The sequence below is a fragment of the Streptomyces sp. NBC_00390 genome (assembly GCF_036057275.1).
Lineage (GTDB): Bacteria > Actinomycetota > Actinomycetes > Streptomycetales > Streptomycetaceae > Streptomyces.
In genome coordinates this window covers 3727372-3754148 of the sequence record NZ_CP107945.1, presented here as the reverse complement: position 1 = coordinate 3754148, position 26777 = coordinate 3727372, and the positions used below count along the sequence as shown (strand labels likewise).

General features: G+C 71.4%; 24 protein-coding genes. 12 read left to right on the top strand and 12 right to left on the bottom strand.

Annotation, left to right across the window (positions count from 1 at the left end; translation table 11 throughout):
* Positions 1 to 50 precede the first annotated feature (50 nt).
* Positions 51 to 1649, bottom strand: coding sequence for a D-alanyl-D-alanine carboxypeptidase/D-alanyl-D-alanine endopeptidase (gene dacB / locus OHS70_RS16160; RefSeq protein WP_328398059.1), 1599 nt, complete (start codon positions 1647 to 1649; stop codon positions 51 to 53).
* 590 nt (positions 1650 to 2239) lie between these two features.
* On the opposite strand from dacB, the gene OHS70_RS16155 reads away from it, so the two are divergent.
* Positions 2240 to 2941 (top strand): M23 family metallopeptidase, encoded by a 702-nt coding sequence (locus OHS70_RS16155; RefSeq protein WP_328398057.1) that lies wholly within the window; start codon positions 2240 to 2242, stop codon positions 2939 to 2941.
* 81 nt (positions 2942 to 3022) lie between these two features.
* Here OHS70_RS16155 and OHS70_RS16150 read toward each other — a convergent pair whose 3' ends face one another.
* A complete protein-coding gene (locus OHS70_RS16150; protein WP_328398055.1) occupies positions 3023 to 3595 on the bottom strand; it encodes a TetR/AcrR family transcriptional regulator in 573 nt (190 codons plus the stop codon).
* Between the two features lie 153 nt (positions 3596 to 3748).
* Here OHS70_RS16150 and OHS70_RS16145 point away from each other — a divergent pair, with 153 nt between their 5' ends.
* A complete protein-coding gene (locus tag OHS70_RS16145; RefSeq protein WP_443062609.1) occupies positions 3749 to 5335 on the top strand; it encodes an MDR family MFS transporter in 1587 nt (528 codons plus the stop codon).
* A 108-nt stretch (positions 5336 to 5443) separates the two neighbouring features.
* Here OHS70_RS16145 and cseC read toward each other — a convergent pair whose 3' ends face one another.
* The 5 genes from cseC to OHS70_RS16120 form a co-directional block, all read right to left on the bottom strand.
* The gene (gene cseC, locus OHS70_RS16140; protein WP_328398053.1) at positions 5444 to 6760 is read right to left on the bottom strand and encodes a two-component system sensor histidine kinase CseC; all 1317 of its coding nucleotides are present in this window, start codon (positions 6758 to 6760) and stop codon (positions 5444 to 5446) included.
* Positions 6761 to 6770: 10 nt separating this feature from the next.
* Positions 6771 to 7475, bottom strand: a complete 705-nt coding sequence (cseB, locus tag OHS70_RS16135; RefSeq protein ID WP_328398051.1) for a two-component system response regulator CseB — start codon at positions 7473 to 7475, stop codon at positions 6771 to 6773.
* A gap of 10 nt (positions 7476 to 7485) precedes the next feature.
* Positions 7486 to 8163, bottom strand: a complete 678-nt coding sequence (locus tag OHS70_RS16130) for a hypothetical protein (protein WP_328398049.1) — start codon at positions 8161 to 8163, stop codon at positions 7486 to 7488.
* Positions 8151 to 8717: a SigE family RNA polymerase sigma factor gene (locus OHS70_RS16125; RefSeq protein ID WP_328398047.1), complete on the bottom strand. Its 567-nt coding sequence runs from the start codon at positions 8715 to 8717 to the stop codon at positions 8151 to 8153. The genes OHS70_RS16130 and OHS70_RS16125 overlap by 13 nt, the downstream gene beginning before the upstream one ends.
* A 171-nt stretch (positions 8718 to 8888) precedes the next feature.
* Positions 8889 to 9803 (bottom strand): A/G-specific adenine glycosylase, encoded by a 915-nt coding sequence (locus OHS70_RS16120; protein WP_328398045.1) that lies wholly within the window; start codon positions 9801 to 9803, stop codon positions 8889 to 8891.
* A 298-nt stretch (positions 9804 to 10101) separates the two neighbouring features.
* Here OHS70_RS16120 and OHS70_RS16115 point away from each other — a divergent pair, with 298 nt between their 5' ends.
* Positions 10102 to 10899, top strand: coding sequence for a hypothetical protein (locus OHS70_RS16115; protein WP_328398043.1), 798 nt, complete (start codon positions 10102 to 10104; stop codon positions 10897 to 10899).
* Positions 10900 to 10962: 63 nt separating this feature from the next.
* Here the strand turns inward: OHS70_RS16115 and disA are convergent, their stop codons facing one another.
* The 3 genes from disA to OHS70_RS16100 are packed head-to-tail and all read right to left on the bottom strand — an operon-like array spanning position 10963 to position 14241.
* Positions 10963 to 12114, bottom strand: coding sequence for a DNA integrity scanning diadenylate cyclase DisA (gene disA / locus OHS70_RS16110; RefSeq protein ID WP_328398041.1), 1152 nt, complete (start codon positions 12112 to 12114; stop codon positions 10963 to 10965).
* A 45-nt stretch (positions 12115 to 12159) separates the two neighbouring features.
* The gene (radA, locus tag OHS70_RS16105) at positions 12160 to 13602 is read right to left on the bottom strand and encodes a DNA repair protein RadA (RefSeq protein ID WP_328398039.1); all 1443 of its coding nucleotides are present in this window, start codon (positions 13600 to 13602) and stop codon (positions 12160 to 12162) included.
* A 57-nt stretch (positions 13603 to 13659) separates the two neighbouring features.
* Positions 13660 to 14241: a dihydrofolate reductase family protein gene (locus tag OHS70_RS16100; RefSeq protein WP_328398037.1), complete on the bottom strand. Its 582-nt coding sequence runs from the start codon at positions 14239 to 14241 to the stop codon at positions 13660 to 13662.
* Between the two features lie 196 nt (positions 14242 to 14437).
* Here OHS70_RS16100 and OHS70_RS16095 point away from each other — a divergent pair, with 196 nt between their 5' ends.
* Positions 14438 to 16126 (top strand): BACON domain-containing protein, encoded by a 1689-nt coding sequence (locus OHS70_RS16095; RefSeq protein WP_328398035.1) that lies wholly within the window; start codon positions 14438 to 14440, stop codon positions 16124 to 16126.
* Between the two features lie 27 nt (positions 16127 to 16153).
* Here OHS70_RS16095 and OHS70_RS16090 read toward each other — a convergent pair whose 3' ends face one another.
* On the bottom strand, positions 16154 to 16984 hold the full coding sequence (locus OHS70_RS16090; RefSeq protein WP_328398033.1) for a hypothetical protein: 831 nt from the start codon (positions 16982 to 16984) through the stop codon (positions 16154 to 16156).
* A 40-nt stretch (positions 16985 to 17024) separates the two neighbouring features.
* On the opposite strand from OHS70_RS16090, the gene OHS70_RS16085 reads away from it, so the two are divergent.
* From OHS70_RS16085 to ilvD, 4 genes are all read left to right on the top strand, one after another.
* On the top strand, positions 17025 to 17957 hold the full coding sequence (locus OHS70_RS16085) for a Ppx/GppA phosphatase family protein (RefSeq protein WP_328398031.1): 933 nt from the start codon (positions 17025 to 17027) through the stop codon (positions 17955 to 17957).
* A 23-nt stretch (positions 17958 to 17980) separates the two neighbouring features.
* On the top strand, positions 17981 to 18811 hold the full coding sequence (locus tag OHS70_RS16080) for a sugar phosphate isomerase/epimerase family protein (protein WP_328398029.1): 831 nt from the start codon (positions 17981 to 17983) through the stop codon (positions 18809 to 18811).
* A 34-nt stretch (positions 18812 to 18845) separates the two neighbouring features.
* Positions 18846 to 19454: a TetR/AcrR family transcriptional regulator gene (locus OHS70_RS16075; protein WP_328398027.1), complete on the top strand. Its 609-nt coding sequence runs from the start codon at positions 18846 to 18848 to the stop codon at positions 19452 to 19454.
* A gap of 218 nt (positions 19455 to 19672) precedes the next feature.
* A complete protein-coding gene (gene ilvD / locus OHS70_RS16070; protein WP_328398025.1) occupies positions 19673 to 21523 on the top strand; it encodes a dihydroxy-acid dehydratase in 1851 nt (616 codons plus the stop codon).
* Positions 21524 to 21605: 82 nt separating this feature from the next.
* Here the strand turns inward: ilvD and OHS70_RS16065 are convergent, their stop codons facing one another.
* A complete protein-coding gene (locus OHS70_RS16065; protein ID WP_328398023.1) occupies positions 21606 to 23786 on the bottom strand; it encodes a serine/threonine-protein kinase in 2181 nt (726 codons plus the stop codon).
* A 129-nt stretch (positions 23787 to 23915) separates the two neighbouring features.
* Here OHS70_RS16065 and OHS70_RS16060 point away from each other — a divergent pair, with 129 nt between their 5' ends.
* From OHS70_RS16060 to sigJ, 4 genes are read left to right on the top strand one after another with little or no spacing between them, the layout of a single operon-like run.
* Positions 23916 to 24239: a peptidase gene (locus OHS70_RS16060; RefSeq protein WP_328398021.1), complete on the top strand. Its 324-nt coding sequence runs from the start codon at positions 23916 to 23918 to the stop codon at positions 24237 to 24239.
* Between the two features lie 33 nt (positions 24240 to 24272).
* Positions 24273 to 24794 carry a hypothetical protein gene (locus OHS70_RS16055; RefSeq protein WP_328398019.1) on the top strand — a complete coding sequence of 174 codons (522 nt, stop codon included), beginning with the start codon at positions 24273 to 24275 and terminating at the stop codon, positions 24792 to 24794.
* A gap of 24 nt (positions 24795 to 24818) precedes the next feature.
* Entirely contained in the window at positions 24819 to 25628 is an 810-nt protein-coding gene (locus OHS70_RS16050; RefSeq protein WP_328398017.1) for a class I SAM-dependent methyltransferase, read from the top strand.
* Positions 25629 to 25679: 51 nt separating this feature from the next.
* Positions 25680 to 26582, top strand: a complete 903-nt coding sequence (gene sigJ / locus OHS70_RS16045) for an RNA polymerase sigma factor SigJ (RefSeq protein WP_328398014.1) — start codon at positions 25680 to 25682, stop codon at positions 26580 to 26582.
* Positions 26583 to 26777: the final 195 nt, after the last annotated feature.

Here is a 26777-nt window from a genome sequence, read left to right as displayed (position 1 = left end):
GCCGCCGGTTCCTGGCTACCGCGACTGCGGCGGTGCGGCCTGCTGCCCGGTCAGCAGGGCACCGGCTTCTGCCAGGCGCATTCGAGATCCGCGGCGGGGGCAGGGGTGCGCGCGGTGCGCGGGGGAGCGGTGGTGATCGTGTTCTGGGCCGTCCGTGACGAGGCCAGAGTGACCACGATCGCGTCCTCGATGCTCTTCACCGAGGAGGCGATGTGGTTGTTGAGCACGATGCTGTAGACGAGCTCGCGGCCGGCGGCATCGGTGACAAAGCCCGACAGGGCCGAGGCACCGGTCAGTGAACCGGTCTTGGCGCGGGCGTTGAGGGCGGCCGGGGTGTTGCACATCCGGGACCGCAGTGTGCCTCCGACGGCGCGGTCGGGGTGACAGGCCACCGGGAGGGACGCGTACCAGTCGGCGAACCAGGGCGCGTCCCGGACGGAGAGCAGCAGGGCGGCCAGCTGCTCGGCCGGGAAGAGGTTCATCCGGGACAGACCGGAGCCGTCGACCTGGCGGAGTGTGCCGGTGGCGATGCCCTCCTTCCGCAGCCAGCTGTCGACGGCCGCGAGGCCCGCCGCCCACGTGCCGCGCCCCGAGGTCCTGTGGCCGATGGTCTTGGTCAGCGCCTCGGCGTGCATGTTGTTGGACAGCTTCATGAACGGCAGCATCAGCTCCTTGAGCGGCATGGAGCGGTGTGCGGCGAGCGACCTGGCCCCGGGCGGGGTGGGCAGTCCCAGGCGCGGACCGCCGAAGATCCGTACGCCGTGGGCGGCGAGGGCGTCCGAGAACACGGCGGCCGCGTAGCCGGTCGGCTCCCAGACGGCGATCCACTCCTTGGTGGCGTCCCCGCCGACGGGGACGTTCCCGCTGATGGTGATCGTGTTCGTGCCGTGCTGCCGTTCGACCGTGAGGGTGTCGGCCTGGCCTGCGGGGACGGTGGTGCCGCGGATGTCGAGGCGTACGTGGTCGGTGGGCGGGGTGAGCTTGACGGAGGGCCGTTCGCCCGGCCGCTCACCGGGTGTCGCCTCGACCACCACGGTTCCGGCGTCGTAGTCGGTGTCGGGCGCGACGGTGAGCGCCGAGATCTGGGCGGAGTAGTACGCGGACTCGTCGTCGGCGGCCCAGGAGCGGCCCAGCCGCTGGGTGTCGAAGAGGGTGTCGTCGGCGACGAGGCGGCCGGTGACGCGTGTGATGCCGGACGAGGCGAGGTCGGCCGCGAGTCGGTCGTAGTCCGCCGCGAGCATGGTCGGGTCGCCGCTGCCGCGCAGGTAGAGGTCGCCGACGAGTGTGGAGCCGTGGCGGCGGCCGGTGGTCAGGACGTCGGTGGTGTAGCGGTGCTCGGGGCCGAGCAGCGCCATGGCGGCGGCGGACGTCGCCAGTTTGGTGTTGGAGGCGGGCATCAGGCGGTCGGCCCCGTTCCGCTGGTAGAGGCGCTCCCCGGTGGTGGCGTCGGCGACGACGACGCCACTGGCCGCGCCGTCCATCCGGGGGTCGGCCAGGATCTTGTCGATCGCGCCCTTGAGGCCGCTGTCGGAGGGGCCGGCCCCGGCGGGTGAGCTCCAGGTGAGCGTGCAGGCGAGCGCGACGGCCAGGGGCCAGATCCAACCGCGGCGCCGAGAACGGTGGTTCGGACGAATCACGGGTCTCCTCATGGCTCAGGAGCATCCCGGACGGGTGGGCGCGCGGGAAGAACGTGCGCACGCCGTGTCCGGCCGGGCACGGAGAGCGGCACGGGCGCCGGAAGCCGGGCAGGCCGCGTGACCTGGAGCACAGGCCTTTCGCCGCCTCATGCCTGCGAGTTGGGTGACCTGGGGCACAAGAGCGGGCCGGTGGACAGTGACCTGCTGCACAACCGGACCGGCCCGCCCGTGACAAGGCGCACAGGGGTTTCAGGGCCTACTAATCGGGATAGTGCCTGCTCGGCGCCCTTGGCCGGGACCTTCGTGGCGCCCCGCGCCGGGACCTTCGACCCCCTGCCCTCCGACCCCGGTCGAGCCCGGGCGGCCAGCTCCTCTGTACTGGTCGGATGTGAGGCTAAACCACCCCGAGTGTCCGTATTTCAGCCTCTTTCTGAATCGGAGCAAAAGGGGCAAATGGGGTGTCAAGGGTCGGATTCCCGCAAGTCTCACTACGACGAGATGTCGTAGATGGGGGGTTTGAGTCGGGTTGGGAGTGCGGGTTACCAATGTGTGGCCAGCCCGGTGAGAGCGCCGGGTCCACGAATGCCCGGAGGTTCTCCCGTATGTCGAAGCGCACCGTGATCAACCGTCTCCGCCCGTCCGTCTTCCGTACCCGTGGCGCCGTCGTCGCCACCGGCATGGGCGCCGTGATGGTCGTCGGAGCGGGCGCGGGTGTCGCCTCCGCAAATGCGGGTACGGCGGCCACCATGACCCCCGCCGCTGCTGTCGCCGCCCAGGCCCAGGCTCAGGCCAAGGCCGCTGCCGCCAAGCAGGCCGCCGTGAAGAAGGCTGCGGTGGCGAAGGCCGCCGTCCAGGCCAAGAAGGGCAAGACCGCCAAGAAGTCGGCGGCCTGGGTGAAGCCGGTCAGCAAGTACACCCTGACCGCGAGCTACAACCAGGGTGGCGCCATGTGGTCCCACAAGCACTCCGGCCAGGACTTCGCCGTTCCGGTCGGCACCCCGGTCAAGGCCGCCGGTTCCGGCACCGTCGTCAAGGCCGGCCCGAACGGTGGCGGCGACGGCCCCGCGTACGGCAACGCCATCGTGATCAAGCACGGCAACGGCAAGTACTCGCAGTACGCCCACCTGTCGGCGGTCAACGTCGGTGTGGGTGCTCAGGTGAAGGCCGGCCAGCTCATAGCCAAGTCCGGCAACACCGGCAACTCGTCCGGCCCGCACCTGCACTTCGAGATCCGTACCACCCCGAACTACGGCTCGGCCCTGAACCCGATGGCCTTCCTGCGCTCCGCCGGCGTCCAGATCTGACGTACGGGCTCAGCTCCGGCATGCACACACGGGATGGCGTCGCACACAGCGTGCGACGCCATCTGACGTTCGCCCGGGCGGTCAGGCGTGATGGGCCTGGGTGATCAGGTCCAGGGCGACTTCGAGAACGGCTTCGCGCTTCTCCTCGGGGTCGCCCTCGACGTCTTTCAGGGCGAACATGGCCGCGTGCAGCGTGAAGAGCCCCGTGATGCAGCGGACCTGGTCGATCAGTTCCGCGTCCGGGTCCCTCAGCAGAGCGAGCATCGCGATCATGCGGTCCTTGAAGGACTCGCCGATGCTCAGCTCCCGCACCGTCGCCTGGTTCTCCTGCATGAAGCGGAAGAGCGGGGCGGCGTCGTTCAGCGCCGCGTTGTAGCGGCGCAGCACGTCCTTCTTGGTCTCCAGGGTGTGCGGCTGGGTCCGCCCCCACTCGATCAGTTCGTCGATCGGCCTGGTCAGGTCCTGGAAGAGGCTGATCAGGATGTCTTCCTTGGTCTTGAAGTGGTAGTACAGCGCCGCCTTGGTGACATCGAGGGCCGCGGCGATCTCGCGCAGCGACGTCTTCTCGTAACCCTGCTCGGCGAAAAGCTCCAGTGCGACGTCCTGGATGCGCTGGCGCGTGTCGCCCCGTCGTGGCTGCGGTGTGCTGGTCATGCTGCTCCCACTCCCCGGTCCCGCGAAACTTACTTGACGCCCGGCTAGTGACCGGTCTACCGTCCCCGAGTCTAGTCAACTAGCCGGGCGGCAAGTAAGTGTCGGGGAGTGGGGACGGCGATGGGTATAGCAAGAGGCCGGAAAGGGTCCAGCGTGGCGGCGGACGCCGTCCCGGACGGGGACACGCAGTCGCAGCCGGTGGCCGGGAGCCTGCCGGAGCCGCGCAGCGTGCGCGTCGTCGTCCTGGCGCTCATGATCGCGATGCTGCTCGCCATGCTCGACAACATGATCGTCGGCACCGCGATGCCGACCATCGTCGGCGAGCTCGGCGGCCTCGAGCATCTGTCCTGGGTGGTCACCGCCTACACCCTGGCCACCGCCGCCTCCACGCCGATCTGGGGCAAGCTCGGCGACATGTACGGCCGCAAGGGCATCTTCCTCATCTCGATCGTCATCTTCCTGATCGGTTCGGCGCTCAGCGGCATGGCCCAGGACATGGGGCAGCTGATCGGCTTCCGCGCCGTGCAGGGCCTCGGCGCCGGCGGCCTGATGGTCGGCGTGATGGCGATCATCGGTGACCTGGTGCCGCCGCGTGAACGGGGCAGGTACCAGGGCATGATGGCGGCCGTCATGGCCGTCGCCATGATCGGCGGACCGCTGGTCGGCGGCAGCATCACCGACCACTGGGGCTGGCGCTGGAGCTTCTACATCAACCTGCCGCTCGGCGCGGTCGCGCTTGCCATGATCACGACCGTCCTGCACCTGCCCAGGAAGGAGAAGGCGACCAGGCACGTCGACTACCTCGGCGCCGCGCTGCTGACCGTGGGCATCACCGCGATCGTGCTGGTCACCACCTGGGGCGGAACGGAGTACGCCTGGGACTCCGCCGTGATCATGGAGCTGACCGCCATCGGCGTGGCGTCGCTCACCGGCTTCCTCTTCGTCGAGCGCCGGGCGGCCGAGCCCCTGATGCCGCTGCACATCTTCCGCAGCCGCAACTTCTCGCTCATGTCCGTGATCGGCTTCCTCGCCGGCTTCGTGATGTTCGGTGCCGTGCTCTTCCTGCCGCTGTTCCAGCAGTCCGTGCAGGGCGCGTCGGCCACCAACTCCGGACTGCTCCTGCTGCCCATGCTGATGTCGATGCTGGTCGTGTCGATGTACGCGGGCCGGGTCACCACCAGCACCGGCAGGTACCGGATCTTCCCCATCGTGGGCGCCGGTCTGATCGTGGCCGGACTCTTCCTGCTCGCCCAGATGGACACCGGGACCTCGCGGCTGACCTCCGGGATCTACATGGCTGTGCTCGGCGCGGGCATGGGCTTCCTGATGCAGGTCACCATGCTCGTCGCACAGAACAGCGTCGAGCTGAAGGACATGGGCGTCGCCTCGTCGTCGGCCACCCTCTTCCGTACGCTCGGCAGCTCCTTCGGCGTCGCCATCATGGGCGCCCTGTTCACCGGCCGGGTCCAGGACGAGATGGCAGCGCGCGGCGGGGGACAGGCGACCGCGGGCTCCGCGCAGCTGGACGCCGCGAGCCTGGCGAAGCTGCCCGAGCCGGTCCGGGAGGCGTACGAGTTCGCCGTCGCGTCCGGTACGCACGCCGCCTTCCTGCTCGGCGCCGCCGTCGCGGTGATCGGCTTCATCGCCGCCTTCTTCGTCAAGGAGGTGCCGCTGCGCGGGACGGGCCCCTCACCCGCCGCGGACGAGCCGACCGAGGACAAGGCCGCCGCGAGCGTCTGACCGGGGAGCCTCCCGCCGGAACTCCCCGCCGTGCAGCGGCCGAGCGGTGGCCGGGCCCCCGACCCGGCCGCCGCTCGCCTTTGCCTTGCGCCGGCCGGTCCCTGTACGTCAGTCGGCCGGCATCATCGGGAAGCTGCCGGAGTTGGTGGGCGCATGCTCGGGCAGCCACAGCACGGCGATCGCGCCGCCGGACGCTCCCAGCGGCGTCGCCCCCGTGGGTGCGGCATTGCGGAACGTCAGCCGGGCCCCGAGCACCCGCGCCTGCCCCGCCGCGATCGTCAGCCCGAGCCCGTGCCCCGTACCGGCCCGGTCACTGGCCCCCGTACGGAACCGGCTGGGCCCCTCGCGCAGCAGGGCCTCCGGGAACCCCGGCCCGTGGTCCCGCACCCGCACCACGCGCCCCTCGACGGTGACCTCCACCGGCGCCCTGCCGTACTTGGCGGCGTTGGTCAGCAGATTCAGCAGTATCCGCTCGAGACGCCGGGGGTCGGTGTTGACCCAGGACTCGTGCACGACCTGGACCGACACCGCGGCGTCGAGTCTGGCGATCCGGCGCCGGACGAAGTCCCCCAGCTGGATCTCCTGCAGCTCCGCCCGCTCCGACGCACCGTCGAGCCGGGCCACCTCCAGCACGTCCTCGACCAGCGTGCGCATCGCCTGCGCCCGGTCCCGCACCAGCTCGGTGGGACGCCCCGGCGGCAGCAGCTCCGCCGCCGTGAGCAGCCCGGTCACAGGAGTGCGCAACTCGTGCGCGATGTCCGCGGTGACCCGGCGCTCCGCTTCGATGCGCTCGTTGAGCGCGTCGGTCAGCCGGTCGACCGCGCGGGCCAGATCGTCGGTCTCGTCGCGTACGACGCCGCCGATGGCGTCCCTGACCCGTACCTCGGTGTTGCCCTGGGCGACCTTGCCGGCCGCCGCCGCGGCCTTGCGCAGCCGCCGCGAGAGCTGGCCGCCGATCAGCACGCCGAGCGCGGAGCCGCCGAGCACCACCGAGAGTGAGCCGATGATCAGCGCCCGGTCGAGGTCCTTCATGACAGTGGCGCTGTTGCCGCCGAACTGACTGTGCAGCGAGAGCACATCGCCGTTGGCCAGCGGCACGGCCGCCCAGATCTCGGGGCTCCGGTCTCGGCCCTCGTCCACGTAGGTGCCGCGCCGGTTCTCCAGCATCAGCCGCTGGAGTTCCTCGGGTACCGCGGGATCGTTGATCTTGCTGTTGAAGCGCGGGTCCTTGTTCTTGGACGTCTCGTACCAGCGCTCGGCGAGCAGGACCCGGTCCATCTGCACATCGCGGGCGTTGTCCAGCATCGAGACACGGGCCGCGTTGTGCACGACCAGGCTCAGCGTCATGGCGATCAGCGCGCCGACGGCCGCGATCGCCACACTGATCTTCCAGCGGACGCCGGTGCGCAGAGCCATGCGTCTCATCGGCGGCGCCTCATGCCTTGAATTTGTAGCCGAAACCGCGGACCGTCTCGATCCGGTCCTGGCCGATCTTGATGCGCAGGCGCTGGACATGAACGTCCACGACCCGGGTGTCGCCGCCCCAGCCGTAGTCCCAGACGCGTTCCAGCAGCTTGTCGCGGGAGAGCACCGTGCCGGGCGCGGACGAGAACTCCAGCAGCAGCCGCATCTCCGTCGGCGTCAGCGCCACCGGCTCACCCGCCTTGCGCACCTCCATGCCCTCGGTGTCGATCTCCAGATCGCCGAAGGCCAGCGTGCCCTGCTGGTCCGCCTCGGCACGCGCTGCTTCGCCCGGGGCCGGCCCGCCCGCGTGCCCGAAGCGGCGCAGTACGGCGCGGATCCTGGCCACGAGCACCGCACCGTCGAACGGCTTGGTGACATAGTCGTCGGCCCCCGCCTCCAGGCCGAGGACGACATCGATCGAGTCGGCGCGCGCGGACAGCATGATCACGGGCACGGTCGACTCGTCCCGGATCCGGCGGCACAGGCTCACCCCGTCCAGGCCGGGCACCATCACATCGAGCAGCGCGATGTCCGGCCGGTCGGTCCGGAACGCCTCCAGGCCCTGGAGCCCGTCGGGCATGGCGGTCACCACGAAGCCGTCGCGCTCCAGCGCCAGCTGGGTGGCCTCGCGGATGACGTCGTCGTCCTCGACGAACAGGACATGGGTCTCGGCCACGCGGCTGCTCTCAGTTCTCACTCGGTAGGGGAAGGTCGGTGGGGAGTTCCTCTCCCTCACCGACCGATCTGCTGAATTCGTTGCGCACCCAGAACTGCCGGGTGAACTTGCCCGCCGACCAGCGGTAGGTGGTCACTTCCTCGGCGGACGGGTCGGCGACCGGGTCGCCCTTGTCGTACACCTGCCGGGTCACCACCAGGTCGCCGCGGTCGATCACCGCGTAGACGGACGGCTCCTCGAGGATGAAGACGTTCTCGTACGTCTTGCCGGTGCCGCGATAGACGTAGGTCCCCATGCCGACGGCATCGCCGCAGGTCATGACGTTGATGACGACATCGGGCGCGGTGCCTGCGGTGATCACCCCGTACGACGTGTCCACGGGGAACTGGTCCCCTGCGCACCGCTGCAGATCGGCCTTGACGCGGGCGCTGACCTTCGGGTCGTTCTTGAGCAACTGCACCGCGTCGACGGCCCCGGTGAACTCGTCCTTACCGCCGGGAGGCCCGAGCGGGGACGGGGTGGCCTTCGCGGCGGCCGAGGAGGGCACCACCCCTTCGTCCTGCACACCGGTGCCCCCGGTGGAACAGCCGGCCGCGAACAGGGCCGCGGCGACGAGCCCGGCCGTCGCCGCACCGCTTGTCGCCAGGGTCCTCCCGCCGCTTCCGGCTCCGTCAGTCAGGCCGCGCAACGCTCCTGCCCCCATCGCTCATCAATCCGCCGCAGCTCCCCGCGCTCCTGTGCACGCGCCTGAAGATCCCGGCTCTCCAGCTCCTGGCGGAGCCGGGCCAGGGCCCGGTGCAGCGTGCTCTTCACCGTACCGGCCGACATCCCCAGTGCGGCGGCGGTCTCCTCGGTGCTCATCTGCTCCCAGTGTCGCAGGACCACCACACTGCGCTGCTTGGGTGCCAGCACCTTCAGCACATCCATCAGCAGGGCACGGTCGGCCCGCTGCTCGCTGCCGTCCTCGACGCTCGCGTCGGGCAGCTGCTCGGTCGGGACCTCGTCGAGCTTGCGGGCACGCCACCACTCGGTGCGCGTATTGATCATCACGCGCCGAAGGTACGCGTCCGCAAGCGACTTGTCCGCTATTCCGTCCCAGCGGTGGTAGGTGCGCACCAGCGCGGTCTGGAGCAGGTCCTGCGCGTCGATCGGATCGGGGACCAGACGCCGGGCGCAGCGCAACAGCGCCTCCTGCCGTGTGCGTACGTACTCCTCGAACGCGAGCACCTCGCCGTGCGCCATTCCAACCGCCTCCGCCCCGTGACCAACACCGCAAACTCCTTGCGTCACAAGAAGCTACGGAGGCGTTGTCACCGAACTGTGCGAAGCAGCCGTCGGACGGCGCACGGCTATCCATCGGTTGTGTAACAGGACAGGTTTCGGGTGGGGTTGGTCAGGGGTAGAGATGAACGCTCAACTGTGCGGGAGCCGGTACAGACCACCTTCCAAGGGCTCGACCAGCCCGTCGGCGACCAGTCCGTCCAGGGCGCGCGCCCGCTGCACCGGCTCGTGCCACACCGTGTCCAGTGCGGACTGAGGCACCGGCACCACCGCCTCGCGGAGCACCGCCAGCAGCTTGCCGCGCACCTGGCGGTCCGTTCCCGCGTATGTCTGGCCGCGGCGCGCCGGACCCTCGTGCGCGGGCTTCCCGGCCAGCCGCCACGCACAGCGCGCGGAGATGGGACAGCGCGCGCAGTCCTCGTTCTTCGCGGTGCACACCAGAGCCCCGAGCTCCATCGACGCCGCCGCCCACCGTGCCGCGGTCGCCTCGTCCTCGGGGAGCAGCTCGCGGGCCAGCCTGCGCTCGGCGGCCGTCGTCGCGTTCGGCGGGTACTGGATGCCGCTCGCGGCACGGGCGAAGACCCGCCGGACGTTGGTGTCCAGGACCGCGTGCCGCTGTCCGTACGCGAAGGAGGCCACCGCCGCCGCGGTGTACTCGCCGATGCCCGGCAGCGCCAGCAGCTGCGCATGGTCGCTGGGTACGTCGCCGCCGTGCCGCTCCGTTATCGCCTGTGCGGCCCCGTGCAGCCGCAGGGCTCGCCGTGGATAGCCGAGCCGGCCCCAGGCGCGGACCGCCTCGCCGGGCGCCTCCGCAGCGAGGTCGGCGGGGCGCGGCCAGCGGGCGAGCCACTGTTCGTACACGGGGAGCACGCGGCTGACCGGGGTCTGCTGCAGCATGAACTCGCTGACCATCACGCCCCAGGCGCCGGCCTCGGGGCGACGCCAGGGCAGGTCGCGGGCGTGCTGGTCGAACCACGCGATGACAGGCGTGTGCAGGGAGGCCGGTGCGAGGGCGTCGGACGTCTGTGATGTGTGAGTGGCAGTCATGGCACATCGATCCTGGCACGTCCGGGCGACGGGGTGGTGCATACGCTCCGTGAGCGGGGCGGCCCCGGCTGTTCGGACATCGGACGCGGCCGGGTCCGGCGGTGACGCAGCGTGCCATTCGCGGCCCGTCGGTCACCCGTAGCGACCGGTCGGCGGCGACCGTGAAGAGAGCGGCGGGGATGTGCCACGGGTCGGCATCGACCGCCGGTGATCGACTGGGATGATGATCGGCAGAACTTGTCGACGAGGGCGGCGGGTGGGGCCGGAGTTGGCCCGGTTCTCTCGTAGAGTTCGCTCCGTGGGATCTCTGCGCAATCCGATCGGGCCGCTCCCCTCCTCCATCTACTGGCGACGGAGGGCTGTCGCGCTGTCGTTGACGGCACTGCTCGTTGTGCTGATCGTATGGGCCTTCAATTCCGGGGGAGACACCGGGAACACGAGCGGCAAGTCGGGCGACCGCGACCCGCGGCCCGCGCCCACCATCACGCCCGGGCCCGACCAGTCCGGACCCGCGATCAGTGAACAGCCGGGCGGCCGCGACGAGTCGGGGGATTCGGACGGATCGAACGGTGACGGCACAGGCGACGCCTCCAGCGGTACCGACGGCGGTACGGACGGCACGAACGGCGGCAACGGCACCGCTGGTGCGGGCGGCGGCGGTTCGGGCGGCCAGCAGGTCCCGGCCGGCTCCAGCCTGCCCGACTGCGCCCCGAGCGCGCTGAAGTTGACGCTGCGCAGCGTCGAGGTCTCGTACGCCCCCGATGAGAAGCCTGTCTTCCAGCTCGTCGTGACCAACTCGTCGGCCACGGCGTGCAAGGCGGACTTCGGGCCGAAGGCGGCGGTCTTCAAGGTCACCGGCAGCGACGACGAGGACGTCTGGGCCTCCGGAGACTGCCCGCGTACCTCTTCCGGCCGACTGCTGCGGGTTCCCCCGAAGGGGACGATCACGCACACCGTGGAGTGGGACCGCAAGCGGAGCGAGCCGCAGTGCGCGACCCCGTCCCCCGGGTCGGCAGGGCCGGGCACCTACCTGGTCGAGGTGACGTTCCCGGGCGTGAAGGTGCTGCCGGCATCGTTCCGTCTGGAGAAGGACTGAGCCGACCACCATGCGCGAGGGGGCTTCAGGACCGGGTCCTGAAGCCCCCTCGCGCATACGGTGTCAGACGTAGCGCTCCAGGATCGACGACTCGGCGAGCCGCGACAGCCCCTCCCGTACGCTGCGGGCCCGAGCCTCGCCGACGCCGTCCACGGCCTGCAGATCGTCCACGCTTGCCGCGAGCAGCTTCTGCAGTCCGCCGAAGTGCTCCACCAGCCGCTCGATGATGGCGCCGGGCAGCCGGGGCACCTTGGCCAGCAGCCGGTGGCCACGCGGCGAGACCGCGGAGTCGAGCGTCTCAGGAGAGCCGCTGTAGCCCAGCGCCCTGGCCACGACGGGCAGTTCGAGCAGTTCGGTGTGGGTCAGCGCGTCCAGCTCGGCGAGCGCCTCGTCGACCGTGCGCGAGCGCTGGGGGCCCCTCCCGGGCACAGCCCTGGGGGAGGTCGGCTCCGGCACGTAGTCGCGCACCACCAGATCGCGCTCCGGCTCCACACCCGCGATCAACTCGTCCAGCTGGAGCGAGAGAAGGCGGCCGTCGGTGCCCAGCTCCACCACGTACTCGGCGATCTCGGTGGCGATACGGCGCACCATCTCCAGGCGCTGCGCCACGGCCCCGACGTCCCGGACGGTGACCAGGTCCTCGATCTCCAGGGCCGAGAGGGTGCCGGCCACCTCGTCCAGACGGAGCTTGTAGCGCTCCAGGGTCGCCAGTGCCTGGTTGGCGCGGGACAGGATCGCGGCCGACTCCTCCAGCACCCGGCGCTCGCCGTCCACGTACAGCGCGATCAGCCGCATCGACTGCGACACCGACACCACGGGGAACCCGCACTGACGCGAGACCCGGTCCGCGGTGCGGTGGCGGGTGCCGGTCTCCTCGGTAGGGATGGACGCGTCCGGGACCAGCTGCACACCGGCCCGGTGGATCTTGGAGATGTCCTTGTCGAGGATGAGCGCTCCGTCCAGCTTGCACAGCTCGCGCAGCCGGGTCGCGGTGAACTCCACGTCCAGCACGAAGCCGCCGGTACACATCGACTCGACCGACTTGTCCATGCCGAGAACGATCAGACCTCCGGTGTTTCCCCGGAGGATGCGTTCCAGGCCGTCGCGCAGTGCGGTGCCCGGGGCGACCGCGCTCAGAGCGGCGCGGATCAGCGCTTCGTTGCCCGTGCCTGAGCCGGACTTCCCGGGTGCTGTTGCCCCGTCCTTGGCTGCCACTGCACTCCTCCGGCTCGTACGGGTGGGCGGAGACCAGGGCAAAGTCTACCGGCGCGCCTCGTCCTCCCGTGGGGCCTCTGCCCGCTCTCTGCGTCCGGCCCCGCCCGAGCCCTGCTGCCGCCCCCGCGGGAGCACCCGCAGCGCGTCCCCCATGTCCGCTACTTCCGTGACCTTCATACCGGACGGAACCTTGCCCGGATCGGACGGGACCAGCGCGTGGGTGAAGCCGAGCCGGTGTGCCTCGGCGAGCCGGCGCTGGACGCCCGTGACCCGTCTGACCTCGCCCGCAAGGCCCACCTCGCCGATCGCGACGAGGTTCTTCGGCAGTGGGGTGTCGCTGGCGGCCGACGCCAGGGCGAGCGCGATGGCGAGGTCGGCCGCGGGCTCGGAGAGCTTCACTCCGCCGACCGTCGCGCTGTAGATGTCTCGCTTGCCGAGCGCGCTGATCCGCCCGCGCTGCTCGAGCACGGCGAGCATCATCGACACGCGCGAGGTCTCCAGGCCGGAGGTGGTGCGCCGGGGCGAGGGGATCTGGGAGTCCACGGTCAGTGCCTGCACCTCGGCCACGAGCGGGCGGCGGCCTTCGAGCGTGACCGTCAGGCAGGTGCCGGGGACGGGCTCGTCGCGGCGGGTGAGGAAGAGCCCGGACGGGTCGGCGAGGCCGGTGATCCCCTCGTCGTGCAGCTCGAAGCAGCCGACCTCGTCGGTCGCCCCGTAGCGGTTCTTGACGCCGCGGACCAGCCGCAGCCGGGCGTGCCGGTCGCCCTCGAAGGAGAGCACCACATCGACCAGGTGCTCCAGCAGCCGCGGCCCGGCGATCGCACCGTCCTTGGTGACATGACCGACCAGCAGCGTGGACATGCCGCGCTCCTTGGAAGCACGGATCAGGGCTCCGGCGACCTCGCGGACCTGGGCCATGCCGCCCGGGGCGCCGTCGATCTCGGGGGACGCGACCGTCTGCACGGAGTCGAGGACGAGCAGGGACGGCTTGACCGCGTCCAAGTGGCCGAGCACCGCGGACAGATCGGTCTCGGCGGCGAGATACAGGTGGTCGTGCAGGGCCTTGATCCGGTCGGCGCGCAGCCGGACCTGGCTCGCTGACTCCTCGCCCGTCACATACAGCGTGCGGTGGGCCTCGCTCGCAGCCTTGGCCGCGACATCGAGCAGCAGCGTGGACTTGCCGACACCGGGCTCGCCCGCGAGCAGCACGACGGCGCCCGGCACCAGTCCGCCGCCGAGCACGCGGTCGAGCTCGTCCACACCGGTGGAGCGCGCGGTCGCCTGGCGGCCGTCGACCTGGCCGATGGGCAGCGCGGCGGTGGAGACGCGCCCCGCGGCAGTGGTGCGCACGGCGGGTGCGCCGTACTCCTCGACCGTCCCCCAGGCCTGGCACTCGGGGCAGCGGCCGAGCCACTTGGCGGTCGTCCAGCCGCATTCGGTGCAGCGGTAGGACGGCCGGTCCTTCGCGGATTTCGTACGGGCAGCCATGCGCAAACCGTAGCGGTGCCCACGGACAGCGCAGCCGCCCGGCCGCCGGAGCGGGCTTCAGCGCAGGACCACGAAGCGCAGATGTGTGACGTCCGCGGACTGGACCGACCAGGTCCGGCGCAGTTCCACCGGCCCGTCGACGCCGTCGAACAGCCGCTTTCCGGAGCCGAGCAGGACCGGCACCAAGGTGGTGTGGATCTCGTCGAGGAGGCCCGCGTTCAGCGCCTGCCGGGCGACGCTCGCGCCGTGCACACCGACGTCCAGAGCCCCGGCGGCTGCCTTCGCCTGCCGGACGGCTGCCTCGATACCGTCCGCGACGAAGGTGAACACGTCCGGGGCGGCCACGTCCCCGGGATCCGGCGGACGGTGGGTGAGGACGAAGCACGGCACCTTGCCGACCGGCCCGCCGTCGCCCCAGCCCCCCTCGCCCTCGCACACGTCGTACGAGTGCCGGCCCATGACGACGGCCCCGACATTGCGCACCATGTCGCCGAGTACCTGCTCGTCCGACTCCGTCATGTCGCACAGCCACCGGTGCAGCCGCTCGCCGCCCAGGCCCAGCGGGTTCGCACGGGTGTCCCCAGGCCCGGTGACGAACCCGTCCAGGGACATCGACATCCCCGAGATGACATTGCTCATGAAGAGTTGACCCCTTGGTGCCGCGGAACTCATCGGTCCCGCGCCCGGGAGACCGTCGGCAGCGAGCTCGGCCCCGTCACCCCGCGGCGGCGGAATTCCGCGTTCCTGCCCCGCACCGGAGGAAACGTTCACCCGTAGGGATTAAAAGTGTTCAAGGGGTGCGAACGGGATACGGCCCTGCGCCTACGGTCGCCGGGTGACGAGCAGCAGGCTGGAACCCCCGACGCACTCCACCGGCGCACACCGGGCGCACCGGCGCACGTCCCGTACCGCTTCCGGACGCCCGCCCGCCCGTTACGAGCCGTACCTGGACGGCCTGTTCACCTACTGCCTGTCCGTACTGTGCGACCACGACGCGGCCACCTCCGTCCTCGGCGATGTGCTCGCCGTCGCCGAGCGCCAGCACAGCCGCTGCCCCCGGGGCGAGGCCGAGCGGAAGGCATGGCTGTACGCGCTCGCCCGCTGGGCCTGCCGCCGCCGGATGGCCGAACAGCGGCGCAAGCGGCAGGGCGCGCACAGCGGCCGTCCTGCTGCCCCCGACCCGGCGACCACCGCGCCCGGCGTCCCGCCGCACACCGCCGAGCGCCGTCGCACCGAACTCGCGCTGCTGGCCTGGCCGGAAGCCGCCGGCACCACCCCCGAACAGCGCGAGGCACTCGAACTGGCCGTCCGCCACGGCCTCGCCGCCCGCGAGGTCGCGTCCGTCCTCGGCATGGACGTGGAATCGGCACGCGACCTGCTCGCCGGCGCGGCCTGCGAGGTGGAGCGCACCCGGGCCGCCCTGGCCGTCGTGGAGACCGGCGACTGCCCGTCCGTGGCGGGGCTCACCGGCGACCATCAGGTGCTGCTGTCCGCGACCCTGCGCCGGGAACTCGTACGCCACGTCGACGACTGCCCGCGTTGCCGCCGTGCAGCCGAGCGCGCGGGCGCGGTCGGGCCGTGGCCCGGCTCGGCCGCCGCCCCGGCCACGCTGCCCCTGGTCGAGGCGGGCCGGACCGCCGCGTACATGGCGATGCTGCATGTACCGCGGGGCCGTTCGGGCGGGCCGCGCTTCGGGCCCGGCGGCTTCCCGCTCGACCCCAAGGACCATGCGGCGCGGCGGGACCGGCTGCGGGCGCGTGCGGTGACCACGACCGTCGTGGCCGCGGTCGTGGCGGCACCGGTGCTGGCGCTCTGGGCCGCCTACCGGGGCGCGCCGCTGACCGGCGAGGCACATGAAGGGCCCGTCATCAGCGCCGGCGACCCGGACGCGGCGGGCGGCATGGAGAGCGATCCGTACGACCACTACGAGTACGCGGGGAACGCCAGCGCCGAGCCCGACCCGCGGTTCTCGGCCGGCCGCAGGTCACCGGACGTCTCGGTCGAGGTGATCAGCGCCGGGACGCCCCCGCCGCCGACCTCTCCCGGGCAGCCGGCCCCCGGCAGGCTGTCCGTCGAGGCACGGCCGGCCGGTGACAGCACCCGCATCACACTGACCGCGTCCGGCGGCTCCCCGGTCAGCTGGTCGGTCTGGACGGACGCGTCGTGGCTCTACGCGAGCCGTTCCTACGGCACGCTCCACCCTGGCGAAACGATCACGCTGTACGTCGTCGTCGACCACGACCGCGAGCCCTCGGGCCGCTGGCTCGCGCACATCGGCGTCGACCCGTCCGGCGCGGTGGTCGCCGTTCGCGGCCAAGGAGCCACGAACCCGCCGCCCACCCCGCCCGGCCCCGACCCGACGCCCCCGTCCAGCCCTCCGCCGGCCTCACAGGAGCCGGAGCCGACGCCGAGCGAGCCGTCGGGCCCGCCACCGTCCTCGCCCGCCCCCGACCCGTCGGACCCGGACCCGAGCCCGCCGACGGAGCCCGGGACGCCGGACCAGGGACCGCCGCCCGCGAACTGACGGGACCGTGGCCCGCGAACCGAACCGTCAGCGGTCCGCCGGATCCGCCGGGTGCGGCGCCACCAGCGGCAGCGAGGAGGCCAGGCGCGCCTCGCACAGCTCCACCAGCACGTCGTACGCGTCCTTGCCCATCAGCTCCGTCAGCTCCGGGCGGTAGGTCACGTACACCGGCTCCCCGGCGCCGTGCGCCGAGGTCGCCGACGTGCACCACCAGTGCAGGTCGTGACCACCCGGGCCCCAGCCCCGGCGGTCGTACTCCCCGATCGACACCTGGAGCACCCGTGTGTCGTCGGGCCGGTCGATCCAGTCGTACGTACGCCGCACCGGAAGCTGCCAGCACACGTCCGGCTTGGTCTCCAGCGGCTCACGGCCTTCCTGGAGCGCCAGGATGTGCAGCGCACAGCCGGCGCCCGCCGCGAAGCCCGGACGGTTCTGGAAGATGCACGAGCCCTCCCAGCGGCGGGTCTGCCGCTCGCCGTCGTCGTCCTTCTGCACCCAGCCGGTCCGCGTCCCCACGTCGTGGAACTCCCACAGCTCGGGAGTGAGCCGTGCGACGTTCTCGGCGACCCGTTTCTCGTCCTCCTCGTCGGAGAAGTGCGCCCCGAGCGTGCAGCAGCCGTCGTCCGCGCGCCCGGCCTGGATTCCCTGGCAGCCGCTGCCGAAGATGCATGTCCAGCGCGAGGTGAGCCACGTCAGATCGCAGCGGAAGACCTGTTCGTCGTCCGCAGGGTCAGGGAACTCCACCCACGCACGGGGGAAGTCGAGGCCCTTCTCGTCCTGCTCGGGGCCCTTCTCAGGGTGCTGGTTCTTCTTCGGGGCCGTGGCTTTGCCCGGCTTCGCCTTTTTCGTCTTTGGCACGCCACCAGCGTATGCGCGCCACCGCAGTAGCGTTCCGTCCATGAGACTCGGAGTCCTCGACATCGGTTCGAACACAGTTCACCTGCTGGTGGTGGACGCGCACCCCGGCGCCCGCCCGCAGCCCGCCCACTCGCACAAGGCCGATCTGCGCCTCGCCGAACTTCTCGACGAGAGCGGCGCCATCGGTCCGCACGGTGTCGACAGGCTGGTCAGCACCGTCCTCGACGCGTTGCAGGCCGCTGAGGACAAGGGCTGCGAGGAGGTGCTGCCCTTCGCGACCTCCGCGGTGCGCGAGGCCACCAACGCGGATGCGGTGCTCTCCCGGGTGAAGGCGGAGACCGGAGTCGATCTGACCGTGCTCACCGGTGAGGAGGAGGCTCGGCTCACGTTTCTCGCGGCCCGCCGATGGTTCGGCTGGTCGGCCGGAAAGCTGCTGGTCATCGACATCGGCGGCGGTTCGCTGGAGATCGCCTACGGCATCGACGAGGAACCCGACGCCGCCGTCTCGCTGCCGCTCGGAGCCGGCCGGCTGACCGCGTCGCTGCTTCCCGGGGATCCGCCCGACCCGCTGGACGTGAAGTCCCTGCGCCGCCATGTGCGCACCGAGATCGCCAGGACGGTCGGTGAATTCAGCCGCTTCGGCAGGCCGGACCACATCGTCGCCACCTCCAAGACCTTCAAGCAGCTGGCCCGGATCGCGGGCGCGGCGCGCTCCGCGGAGGGGCTCTACATCCAGCGCGTACTGAGTCGTGCGTCACTTGTGGACTGGGTGCCCAAGCTCTCCGCCATGACGGCCGAGCAGCGGGCGGGCCTGCCGGGCGTGTCCCCGGGCCGCGCCCGGCAGCTGCTGGCAGGAGCCCTTGTCGCCGAGGGCGCGATGGACCTCTTCGGGGCCGAGGAGCTGGAGATCTGCCCCTGGGCGCTGCGCGAAGGCGTCATCCTGCGGTGGCTCGACCATCTGCCGACGTCGTAGTCCCGGCCCTTAGGCTGTCTCCCGTGGCAGAACCAGTGGTGCGCATCCCGGATGCGAAGGTTGTCCTGTCGACGGCTTCTGTCTATCCGGAGTCGACGGCGACAGCCTTCGAGATCGCCGCGCGCCTCGGTTACGACGGCGTCGAGGTCATGGTGTGGACCGACCCCGTGAGTCAGGACATCGAGGCGCTGCGCCGGCTCTCCGACTATCACGAGGTGCCGATCCACGCCGTCCACGCGCCGTGCCTGCTGATCACCCAGCGGGTCTGGTCCACGGACCCCTGGGTGAAGCTGCAGCGGGCACAGGTGGCGGCACAGAAGCTGGGGGCGTCGACCGTCGTCGTGCATCCCCCGTTCCGCTGGCAGCGCCAGTACGCCCGCGACTTCGTGAGCGGCATCTGGCGGATGGCGAACGAGACGGACGTCCGGTTCGCCGTGGAGAACATGTATCCATGGCGCTACCGGGACCGCGAGATGCTCGCCTACGCCCCCGACTGGGACGTCACCAAAGAGGACTACCGGCACTTCACGATCGACCTGTCGCACACGGCCACGTCCCGTACGGACACCCTGGCCATGGTCGACCGGATGGGCGACCGGCTCGGGCACGTCCACCTCGCGGACGGCAAGGGCTCCGCGAAGGACGAGCACCTCGTGCCCGGCCGGGGCGACCAGCCGTGCGCCGAACTGCTGGAGAGGCTGGCCCGTACCGGATTCGACGGGCATGTCGTCATCGAGGTCAACACCCGGCGGGCCATGTCCGCCGCCGAACGCGAGGCCGACCTCGCCGAGGCGCTGGCCTTCACCCGGCTGCACCTGGCGTCGGCGAGTTCGTCGCACGTTCCCGGCTCATGACCGCACACGTGGTGCCGAAGGGTGGCGGGTCCCGGTGAACGACACGGCTCCGCGCCGGCGCGGCCGGCCCGCTCGTACCCAGGCGGCAGGGCCCGGCGCGCAGGAGCGGATTCTCGACGCGGCCCGCACCGAGTTCGCCGAGCGTGGCTACGACAAGACGACCATGCGTGGTATCGCCAAGGCCGCCGGGGTCGACGCGGCTCTCGTCCACCACTACTTCGGTACGAAGGACGACGTCTTCGCGGCCGCCATCGAGGTCTCCTTCGAGCCGACGCTGGTCGTCCCGCAGATCCTGGGTCAGGGCAAGGAGGGCATCGGCGAGCGGCTGGCCCGCTTCTTCATCGGTGTCTGGGAGAACCCGGCGACCAGGGCGCCGCTGCTCGCCATCATCCGCTCGGCCCTCACCCACGAGGCGGCGGCGAAGGTGCTGCGCGGCTTTGTGCTGCGGCGGCTGCTGGAGCGGGTGGCGGCGGAGCTGGACGTACCGGATCCGCAGTTCAGGGCGGAGCTGGCCGCGTCGCACATGGTGGGGATCGCGATCCTGCGCTATCTGATCGAGGTGGAGCCGCTGGCGTCGGCGGATCCCGAGGAGATCGTGGCGATGGTGGCCCCGACGCTCCAGCGGTATCTGACCGAACCCTGATCAAGCCCGATCCTGATCAAGCTTGGACCGGATCCCCGGGCCGGACCCGCGGTCCGGTCCGGGGCGAAGGGCGCCGGTCGGGCCAGGGTCCTGACCGGACCGCGCGCCGCACTGACCGAAAGCTGAGCGGCCCGTCCCGCAATTCGGACGCGCTGTCCAGATCTTGGAGCCGCGGCGTACGCTCGACACAGACCCATCTGTCTAAGGAGCGAGCGACGATGCCCGAGCTGAGGTCCCGCACTGTCACCCACGGCCGCAACATGGCGGGCGCCCGTGCCCTTATGCGGGCTTCGGGCGTAGCCAGCGCGGACATCGGCAAGCCGATCGTCGCGGTCGCCAACTCCTTCACCGAGTTCGTGCCGGGCCACACCCACCTGGCGCCGGTCGGCCGGATCGTCTCCGAGGCGATCCACGCGGCGGGCGCGGTGCCGCGCGAGTTCAACACCATCGCGGTCGACGACGGCATCGCGATGGGCCACGGCGGCATGCTGTACTCGCTGCCTTCGCGCGACCTGATCGCCGACTCGGTCGAGTACATGGTCGAGGCGCACTGCGCGGACGCGCTGATCTGCATCTCCAACTGCGACAAGATCACCCCTGGCATGCTGATGGCCGCGATGCGCCTGAACATCCCGACGGTCTTCGTCTCAGGTGGCCCCATGGAGGCGGGCAAGGCCACCCTGGTCGACGGCACCGTCCGCAAGCTCGACCTGATCAACGCCATCGCCGACGCGGTCAACGAGAACGTGTCGGACGAGGACATTCTCCGTATCGAGGAGAACGCCTGCCCGACGTGCGGCTCCTGTTCCGGCATGTTCACCGCCAACTCGATGAACTGCCTGACCGAGGCGATCGGCCTGTCCCTGCCGGGCAACGGCTCGGTGCTGGCCACCCACACCGCCCGCCGCGCCCTCTACGAGAACGCCGCCCGCACGGTCGTGGACATCACCAAGCGCTACTACGAGGGCGACGACGAGTCCGTCCTGCCGCGCTCCATCGCGACCCGCGCCGCGTTCGAGAACGCGATGGCCCTCGACATCGCCATGGGCGGCTCCACCAACACGATCCTGCACCTGCTCGCCGCCGCCCAGGAGGCCGAGCTGGACTACGACCTGAAGGACATCGACGAGGTCTCGCGCCGCGTCCCGTGCCTGGCCAAGGTCGCCCCGAACGTCGCTCCCGGCGGTACGTACTACATGGAGGACGTGCACCGCGCCGGCGGCATCCCCGCCATCCTCGGCGAGCTCTACCGGGCGGGCCTGCTCAACGAGGACGTCCACACCGTCCACTCGCCCGGCATCAAGGAATGGCTCGGCACGTGGGACGTGCGCGGCGGCTCCCCGTCCGAGGAGGCCGTGGAGCTGTGGCACGCGGCACCCGGCTGCAAGCGGTCGGCCGAGGCGTTCTCGCAGTCCGAGCGCTGGGAGACCCTCGACCTGGACGCGGCCGGCGGCTGCATCCGCGACTTCGAGCACGCGTACTCCAAGGACGGCGGCCTCGCCGTGCTGAGGGGCAACCTCGCAGAGGACGGCTGCGTCGTGAAGACCGCGGGCGTCGACGAGTCGATCTGGACCTTCGAAGGCCCCGCCGTCGTCTGCGAGTCGCAGGACGAGGCCGTAGACAAGATCCTCCGCAAGGAGATCAAGGAGGGCGACGTCGTCGTCATCCGGTACGAAGGTCCGCGCGGCGGCCCCGGTATGCAGGAGATGCTCTACCCGACGTCCTTCCTCAAGGGCCGCGGCCTCGGCAAGGCCTGCGCCCTGGTGACGGACGGCCGTTTCTCCGGCGGTACGTCGGGCCTGTCGATCGGCCACGCCTCCCCGGAGGCCGCGTCCGGCGGCACCATCGCGCTCGTCGAGGACGGCGACCGGATCCGCATCGACATCCCCGGCCGCTCGATCGAACTGCTCGTCGACGACGCCACGCTGGCGGCCCGCCGAGACGCCCTGGGCGGCGTGTACGCGCCGAAGAACCGCGAGCGCAAGGTCTCGGCCGCGCTGCGCGCGTACGCGGCGATGGCGACCAGCGCCGACAAGGGAGCCGTCCGGGACGTCTCCAGGCTGGGCTGACAACCCTGAGCCCCTGAGCGACGACGATGCCCGCCGGCCCCGAAGGGCGGCGGGCATCGTCGGCTCCGCAGGTCTCAGTGGCTCACCAGCGGGCGGGGTCCGCAGTGCGGACCGCGAAGACGGAGCCGTCCGGAGCGGTGGCGTAGACCCACGCGGCGGTGACCACCGGTGCGGCCAGCGTGGAGGCGAAGGTGTGCCGCCCGTCGTCCATCCGGGGCCTGGTCTGCCCCACGAGGCTGCCGCGCCTCGCGTCCACGGCGAGCAGCCGCCCGTCCCCGGCCGACACGAACACGCTGCCGCCGCCCGCGGTCGGAGGCGACAGATAGGTGACCCCGGTCTCCAGCCGCCAGAGCTGGGCATTCTTGGTCCGCGTGGTGTCCAGGGCGAGGAGCGAGCCCCCGAACCCGCTGATGTGGACGATGTCCCCTGCCACCGTCGCCTGCGCCTGGTCGACCGGCGCGGACAGCGGGATGCGGCGTACAGCCCGCTCCCCGCCGCCCGTCTCGAGCCGTACGACGGCATTGGTGAAGCCGTTCTTGTCGGAGACGAGCAGTGTCAGCGTTCCGTCCGTGAGCCCCACCGGGGTCAGCACCCCGGGCAGCCGCTTCTGCCACTGCTCGCCGCCGCGCACCGGGTCCACCGCCCGCACCAGCGTGGAGGTGCCGTCCCGTGACAGCGTGACGGCCACGACCGGCCCTTTCGCATCGCCGGGAGCCGAGAACCACTGGGCGCCCGGGCCGCCGTGCCGACGGCTCCAGCGCTCCTTGCCCGTGCCCGCGTCGACGGCGCGCACCAGCCCGCCGTCCGTCACCAGCAGGATGACGTCGCCCGCGTGCCGGACCGTCGCGTACGCGGAGACGTCGAGGTCCCAGAGCACCTTGCCGGACTCCGTGTCGAGCGCCTCCAGCAGACCGCCGCCGGAGGTGACGTACAGGAGACCGTCGTCGTGGACGGGCGGTGTGCCCTGGGCGGGCCCCGCGGGTTCGGCGGGCTCGGACCAGAGCGTCCGGCCGTCGGCCGGACGCAGGCGGGCCGCCTTGATTCCCGGTGCGGTGCAGAACAGCGCGGGTCCGCCCGCGGTGCAGAACGGTGTCCGGTTCTCGTCGTCGGAGCCCCGCATGGCAACGCTCCACGGCCGGAACTTCTGCACCGTGAGCCGGCCGGCAGGCCCGTTGCCGGGCGGGCGGTCGCCGGGATCGGCGCCCAGGACGACGATCCCGGCGGTGACCAGCACAGCCAGGGCAGCGCCGACAGCCGCCCACCGGAGCCGTCTGCGCCGCGACTTCCCCGATTCCGCCGGCTTCGCCTGCTCACGTACCTCGGGCGGCTCCGATCGGCCCGGTGCCGGGCCGGCGGGCTCCGCCCCGGCCACGCTCTCGCGCGGATCCGGCATCCGCGGTACGGGTATGTAGGCCTGGGTGTCGTACGACGTCGAGGGCGAGGACGCCCGCAGGGCCACCATCACCTCGTCGGGCGTCGGCCGGTCCGCCGGGTCCTTCGCCAGGCAGCGCCGCAGCAGCGGTTCGAGATCGGCGGGGACGCCCGCGAGATGGGGCTCGTTGTGGACGACCTGGTAGGCCACGATGTACGGGCTGTCCGAGCCGAACGGGCCGCGCCCTGTCGCCGCATGCACCAGCACCGCGCCCAGCGCGAACACATCGGCCGCGGGTCCGACTTCGCGCGGCCGCTGGAACTGCTCGGGCGCCATGAACGGCGGCGTACCGATCAGCTTGCCCGTCTCCGTGCGCAGATCGCTGTCGGAAGGGCGGGAGATGCCGAAGTCGATGACCTTGGGGCCGTCGGGCGCCAACAGCACATTGCTGGGTTTGAGATCGCGGTGCACCACACCGGCGCGATGGATGTCGCGCAGCGCCTCGGCGAGCCCCGCACCCGCCCGCCGCAACTCCTGCGCATCCAGCGGTCCGTTCCGCTTCACCCGCTCGGCGAGGGTCGGACCGTCGATGAACAGCGTGGCCATCCAGGGCCGTTCGGCTTCGGGGTCGGCGTCGACGACCGGTGCCGTGAACGCGCCGCTGACACGGCGGGCCGCCGCGACCTCCTGCCGGAAACGTGCCCTGAACTCCGTGTCCGAGGCATGCTCGGCATGAATGACCTTGACTGCGAGCCGCAACCCGGAGGCGGAGGTGGCCAGATGGACGATGCCCATGCCCCCGGTGCCCAGTACCGCCTCGAGGCGGTACTGCCCGGCATATTCCGGATGCTCCGCTTCCGGGAATGGCCCGGTGCTGCGCAGCGGCGGCATCTCCCCACCCCCGTCTGATGGTGCGCACGCGCGACGCTCGGAGCCTAGTCGATGATGCGTGCGGTTCAGCCATGGCTTGCTAGCCTGCGCGGCGAACGCCACACACTCATCGCAACGGGGGAGAGTCCGATGGCTGTTGACGAGGTACAGAACGCTGCCGACGGTGCCGGGACCCATGCCGCGGGCACGGCCGAGTCGCTGGGATCCAAGCGCTACCCGGTCGCGCCGGGCGTCCGGCTGAACGTGCGCACCGGCCCGGGCACCAACTACCAGCTGATCAGGGTGCTGCCGATCGGCGCCAGCGTCCCGATCAACTGCCAGAAGCCGGGCGAGTCCGTCACCGGGCCGTACGGCACCACCAACATCTGGGACTGCATCGGCAACGGCCAGTTCGTCTCGGACGCCTTCGTCCAGACGGGCAGTGACGGCTACGTCACGATCCGCTGCTCCTGAGCAAAGGGTGCCGCCCCGGGGATAATCGACCCCGTGAGCGAGCACAGCAGTCCTGACAACCGGCACGGCGGCGGCCCGGAGCCCGAGCCCATCCGATTCTTCGGCACGACCTGGGTCGGCCACGACGGGGGCTACGGCCTGCGCCGGGCCGGCGTCGCCGTCGGCTCACTGGCCGCGGCGTTCGGTGGCGCCTTCGTGCTGCGCTTCGCGTACGAGGGCCTCGCGGTCGCCAAGGTCGGCAGCTTCGTGAACGTGCTCGTCGTCGTCATGTTCGCGGTCTGCAGCGCCATCGCCTTCCGCAAGACCTGGGAGAGCTTCACCCGCCGCCCCTTGGGCTCCGCCGCCGAGGACTCGCTGCGCGGCCTCAAGGCGATCGGCTTCATCGGATCCCTGATCGCGTACTTCCTGCGCTCGCTCTCCGAGGCGCCCGGCGAGAAGCTGCGTCGCGAGGAGTACGAGACGGCTTGCGCACAGTACGCGAAGAAGCGCCGGGGCACCCGCTCGGGCAATCCCGCGGCCCGTCGGCCGAAGAACGGAAAGTCCGGGCGCAATTAGCCCGCTCCCCGTGAAGATGGGGCGATGACGGAGCCCGACACCGCCTCCCGCGAGGCCCGTGCGCTGCGTGCGCTCTCCTTCGACACGGCCGCGGCCCAGTACGACGCGGCCCGCCCCGGCTATCCGCCCGCCCTCTTCGATGCGATCGAGGAGATCACGGGCCACCCGCTCAAGGGCTGCCGTGCCGTGGACGTCGGCGCGGGCACCGGAATCGCCACCCGGCTGCTGCGCGACCGCGGCGCCGATGTCACCGCCGTGGAGCCCGGCCCCGGTATGGCGTCCCAGCTGCTCCGCTCGCTGCCCGGCGTCGCGCTGGTCCTGGGCAGCGGCGACGCCCTGCCTCTCGCCGATGCGAGCGCCGATCTGATCACCTACGCCCAGGCCTTTCACTGGACCGACCCGGAGCGTTCGGTGCCGGAGGCCATGCGGGTGCTGCGCCCCGGCGGCGCGCTGGCACTGTGGTGGAACGTCGCCGACCCGGACGTCCCTTGGATCGCCGCCCAGGACGAGCGGCTGCGCCGCCGCCTGAGCGGTGGGGCGCACGGCCGCCCGGGGCGCGCCAGGGAACTGCCGGACGGCATGGAGCGTCTGGATCGCCGGGTGCACTGGACCCGGCAGGTCGATGTCGAAACCCATCTCGCCAACCTCGGCAGCCACTCCGCATTCCTGGTGCTGGGCGAGCAGGCGGCAGCCGCCTTCCTGGAGCAGGAGCGTGCCGAACTGCTCAAAGTCTTCCCGGACGGGGTCGTCGAGGAGGCGTACGCCGTGGACCTCACTGTCACACTCCGGGCGCCCGATCCGTCCACGGTGCAGGAGCCGTCGTCCACGGTCTAGGGGCCCGGGACGACCACGGAGACACGCGCGCAGGGAGAAGGGGGTTCGAGCATGGCCGAGCCGGCCGTATTCGAGAAGCAGCGCAGCCGGCTGTGGGGCATCGCCTACCGCATCACCGGTTCCGTCGCGGACGCGGAGGACGCGGTGCAGGAGACCTGGCTGCGCTGGCAGTCGCTGCCCGACGGCGAGGCGGACGACCCCCGCGCGTATCTGACGGCCGTCGTGAGCCGTATCTGCTACGACCGGTTGGGCTCCGCCAGGGCGCGGCGCGAGTCGTACATCGGTACCTGGCTGCCCGAGCCTGTGGTCACGGACGCGGCGGGCGGCGGCGCGGCGCAAGGGCCACATGACCAAGAGGGCCGAGTCGCGCTGGACGACTCCGTGGGCGTTGCCCTGCTCACCGTGCTGGAACGGCTCACACCGGCCGAGCGCACCGCCTTCATCCTCCACGACGTCTTCGCCGTGCCGTTCCCCGAGATCGCCGACGTGGTGGGGCGCACACCCGACTCCGTACGGCAGCTGGCCTCGCACGCCCGCCGTCGCGTCCGGGCCGAGACCCCACGCCGTTCGGCCGACCGCGACGAACACCGCCGGACGGTCGAGGCGTTCCTCGCGGCCGTGACGGGCCGGGACTTCGAGGGGCTGCTCGAGCTCCTCGACCCCGAGGTCGTATGGCGCTCGGACGGCGGGGGCAAGGTCACGGCGGCCCGGCTGCCGATCCTCGGCGACGAGAAGGTCGCGAGGTTCACCCAGCGGATCACCCGCGAGTTCGAGCCGGAGACGATGCGTGTGCTCGTACGGGACGTCAACGGCGCCCCCGGCCTGGTCTTCGTCGATCCGGCGAGCGCGCAGGCCGTCGTCTTCGCCTTCACCGTGCACGAGGGACGCGTCACGGAGATCGACGCGGTCGTCAATCCGGACAAGCTGCGCCACCTGGACCTGGAGAGTCTGTGAGGCGACAGGCCGGGTGCGACGGGTAACCACCGTCGCACCCGGCCCCCGCGCGTCGTCCTCGGCGGCCTGCGGACGCGCGGGGGCGTGCCGAGAAGGGGCGCCCGGCCGAGAGCGCCGATGCCGTCGACGCGGGCGCCGTCGCCCGGGTGCCTCCATGGCGCCGAACACCGCACTCGCGGCGGATGCCGGCCTGTC

Coding starts and splice junctions, on each gene's coding strand:
- OHS70_RS16085 (WP_328398031.1), top strand. CDS start 17,025: ATGAGACTCGGAGTCCTCGACATCGGTTCGAACACAGTTCACCTGCTG.
- OHS70_RS16100 (WP_328398037.1), bottom strand. CDS start 14,241: ATGAGCAATGTCATCTCGGGGATGTCGATGTCCCTGGACGGGTTCGTC.
- OHS70_RS16155 (WP_328398057.1), top strand. CDS start 2,240: ATGTCGAAGCGCACCGTGATCAACCGTCTCCGCCCGTCCGTCTTCCGT.
- cseC (WP_328398053.1), bottom strand. CDS start 6,760: ATGAGACGCATGGCTCTGCGCACCGGCGTCCGCTGGAAGATCAGTGTG.
- radA (WP_328398039.1), bottom strand. CDS start 13,602: ATGGCTGCCCGTACGAAATCCGCGAAGGACCGGCCGTCCTACCGCTGC.
- OHS70_RS16125 (WP_328398047.1), bottom strand. CDS start 8,717: ATGGCGCACGGCGAGGTGCTCGCGTTCGAGGAGTACGTACGCACACGG.
- sigJ (WP_328398014.1), top strand. CDS start 25,680: ATGGCCGAGCCGGCCGTATTCGAGAAGCAGCGCAGCCGGCTGTGGGGC.
- OHS70_RS16150 (WP_328398055.1), bottom strand. CDS start 3,595: ATGACCAGCACACCGCAGCCACGACGGGGCGACACGCGCCAGCGCATC.
- ilvD (WP_328398025.1), top strand. CDS start 19,673: ATGCCCGAGCTGAGGTCCCGCACTGTCACCCACGGCCGCAACATGGCG.
- OHS70_RS16065 (WP_328398023.1), bottom strand. CDS start 23,786: ATGCCGCCGCTGCGCAGCACCGGGCCATTCCCGGAAGCGGAGCATCCG.
- OHS70_RS16120 (WP_328398045.1), bottom strand. CDS start 9,803: ATGACTGCCACTCACACATCACAGACGTCCGACGCCCTCGCACCGGCC.
- OHS70_RS16060 (WP_328398021.1), top strand. CDS start 23,916: ATGGCTGTTGACGAGGTACAGAACGCTGCCGACGGTGCCGGGACCCAT.
- dacB (WP_328398059.1), bottom strand. CDS start 1,649: ATGAGGAGACCCGTGATTCGTCCGAACCACCGTTCTCGGCGCCGCGGT.
- OHS70_RS16050 (WP_328398017.1), top strand. CDS start 24,819: ATGACGGAGCCCGACACCGCCTCCCGCGAGGCCCGTGCGCTGCGTGCG.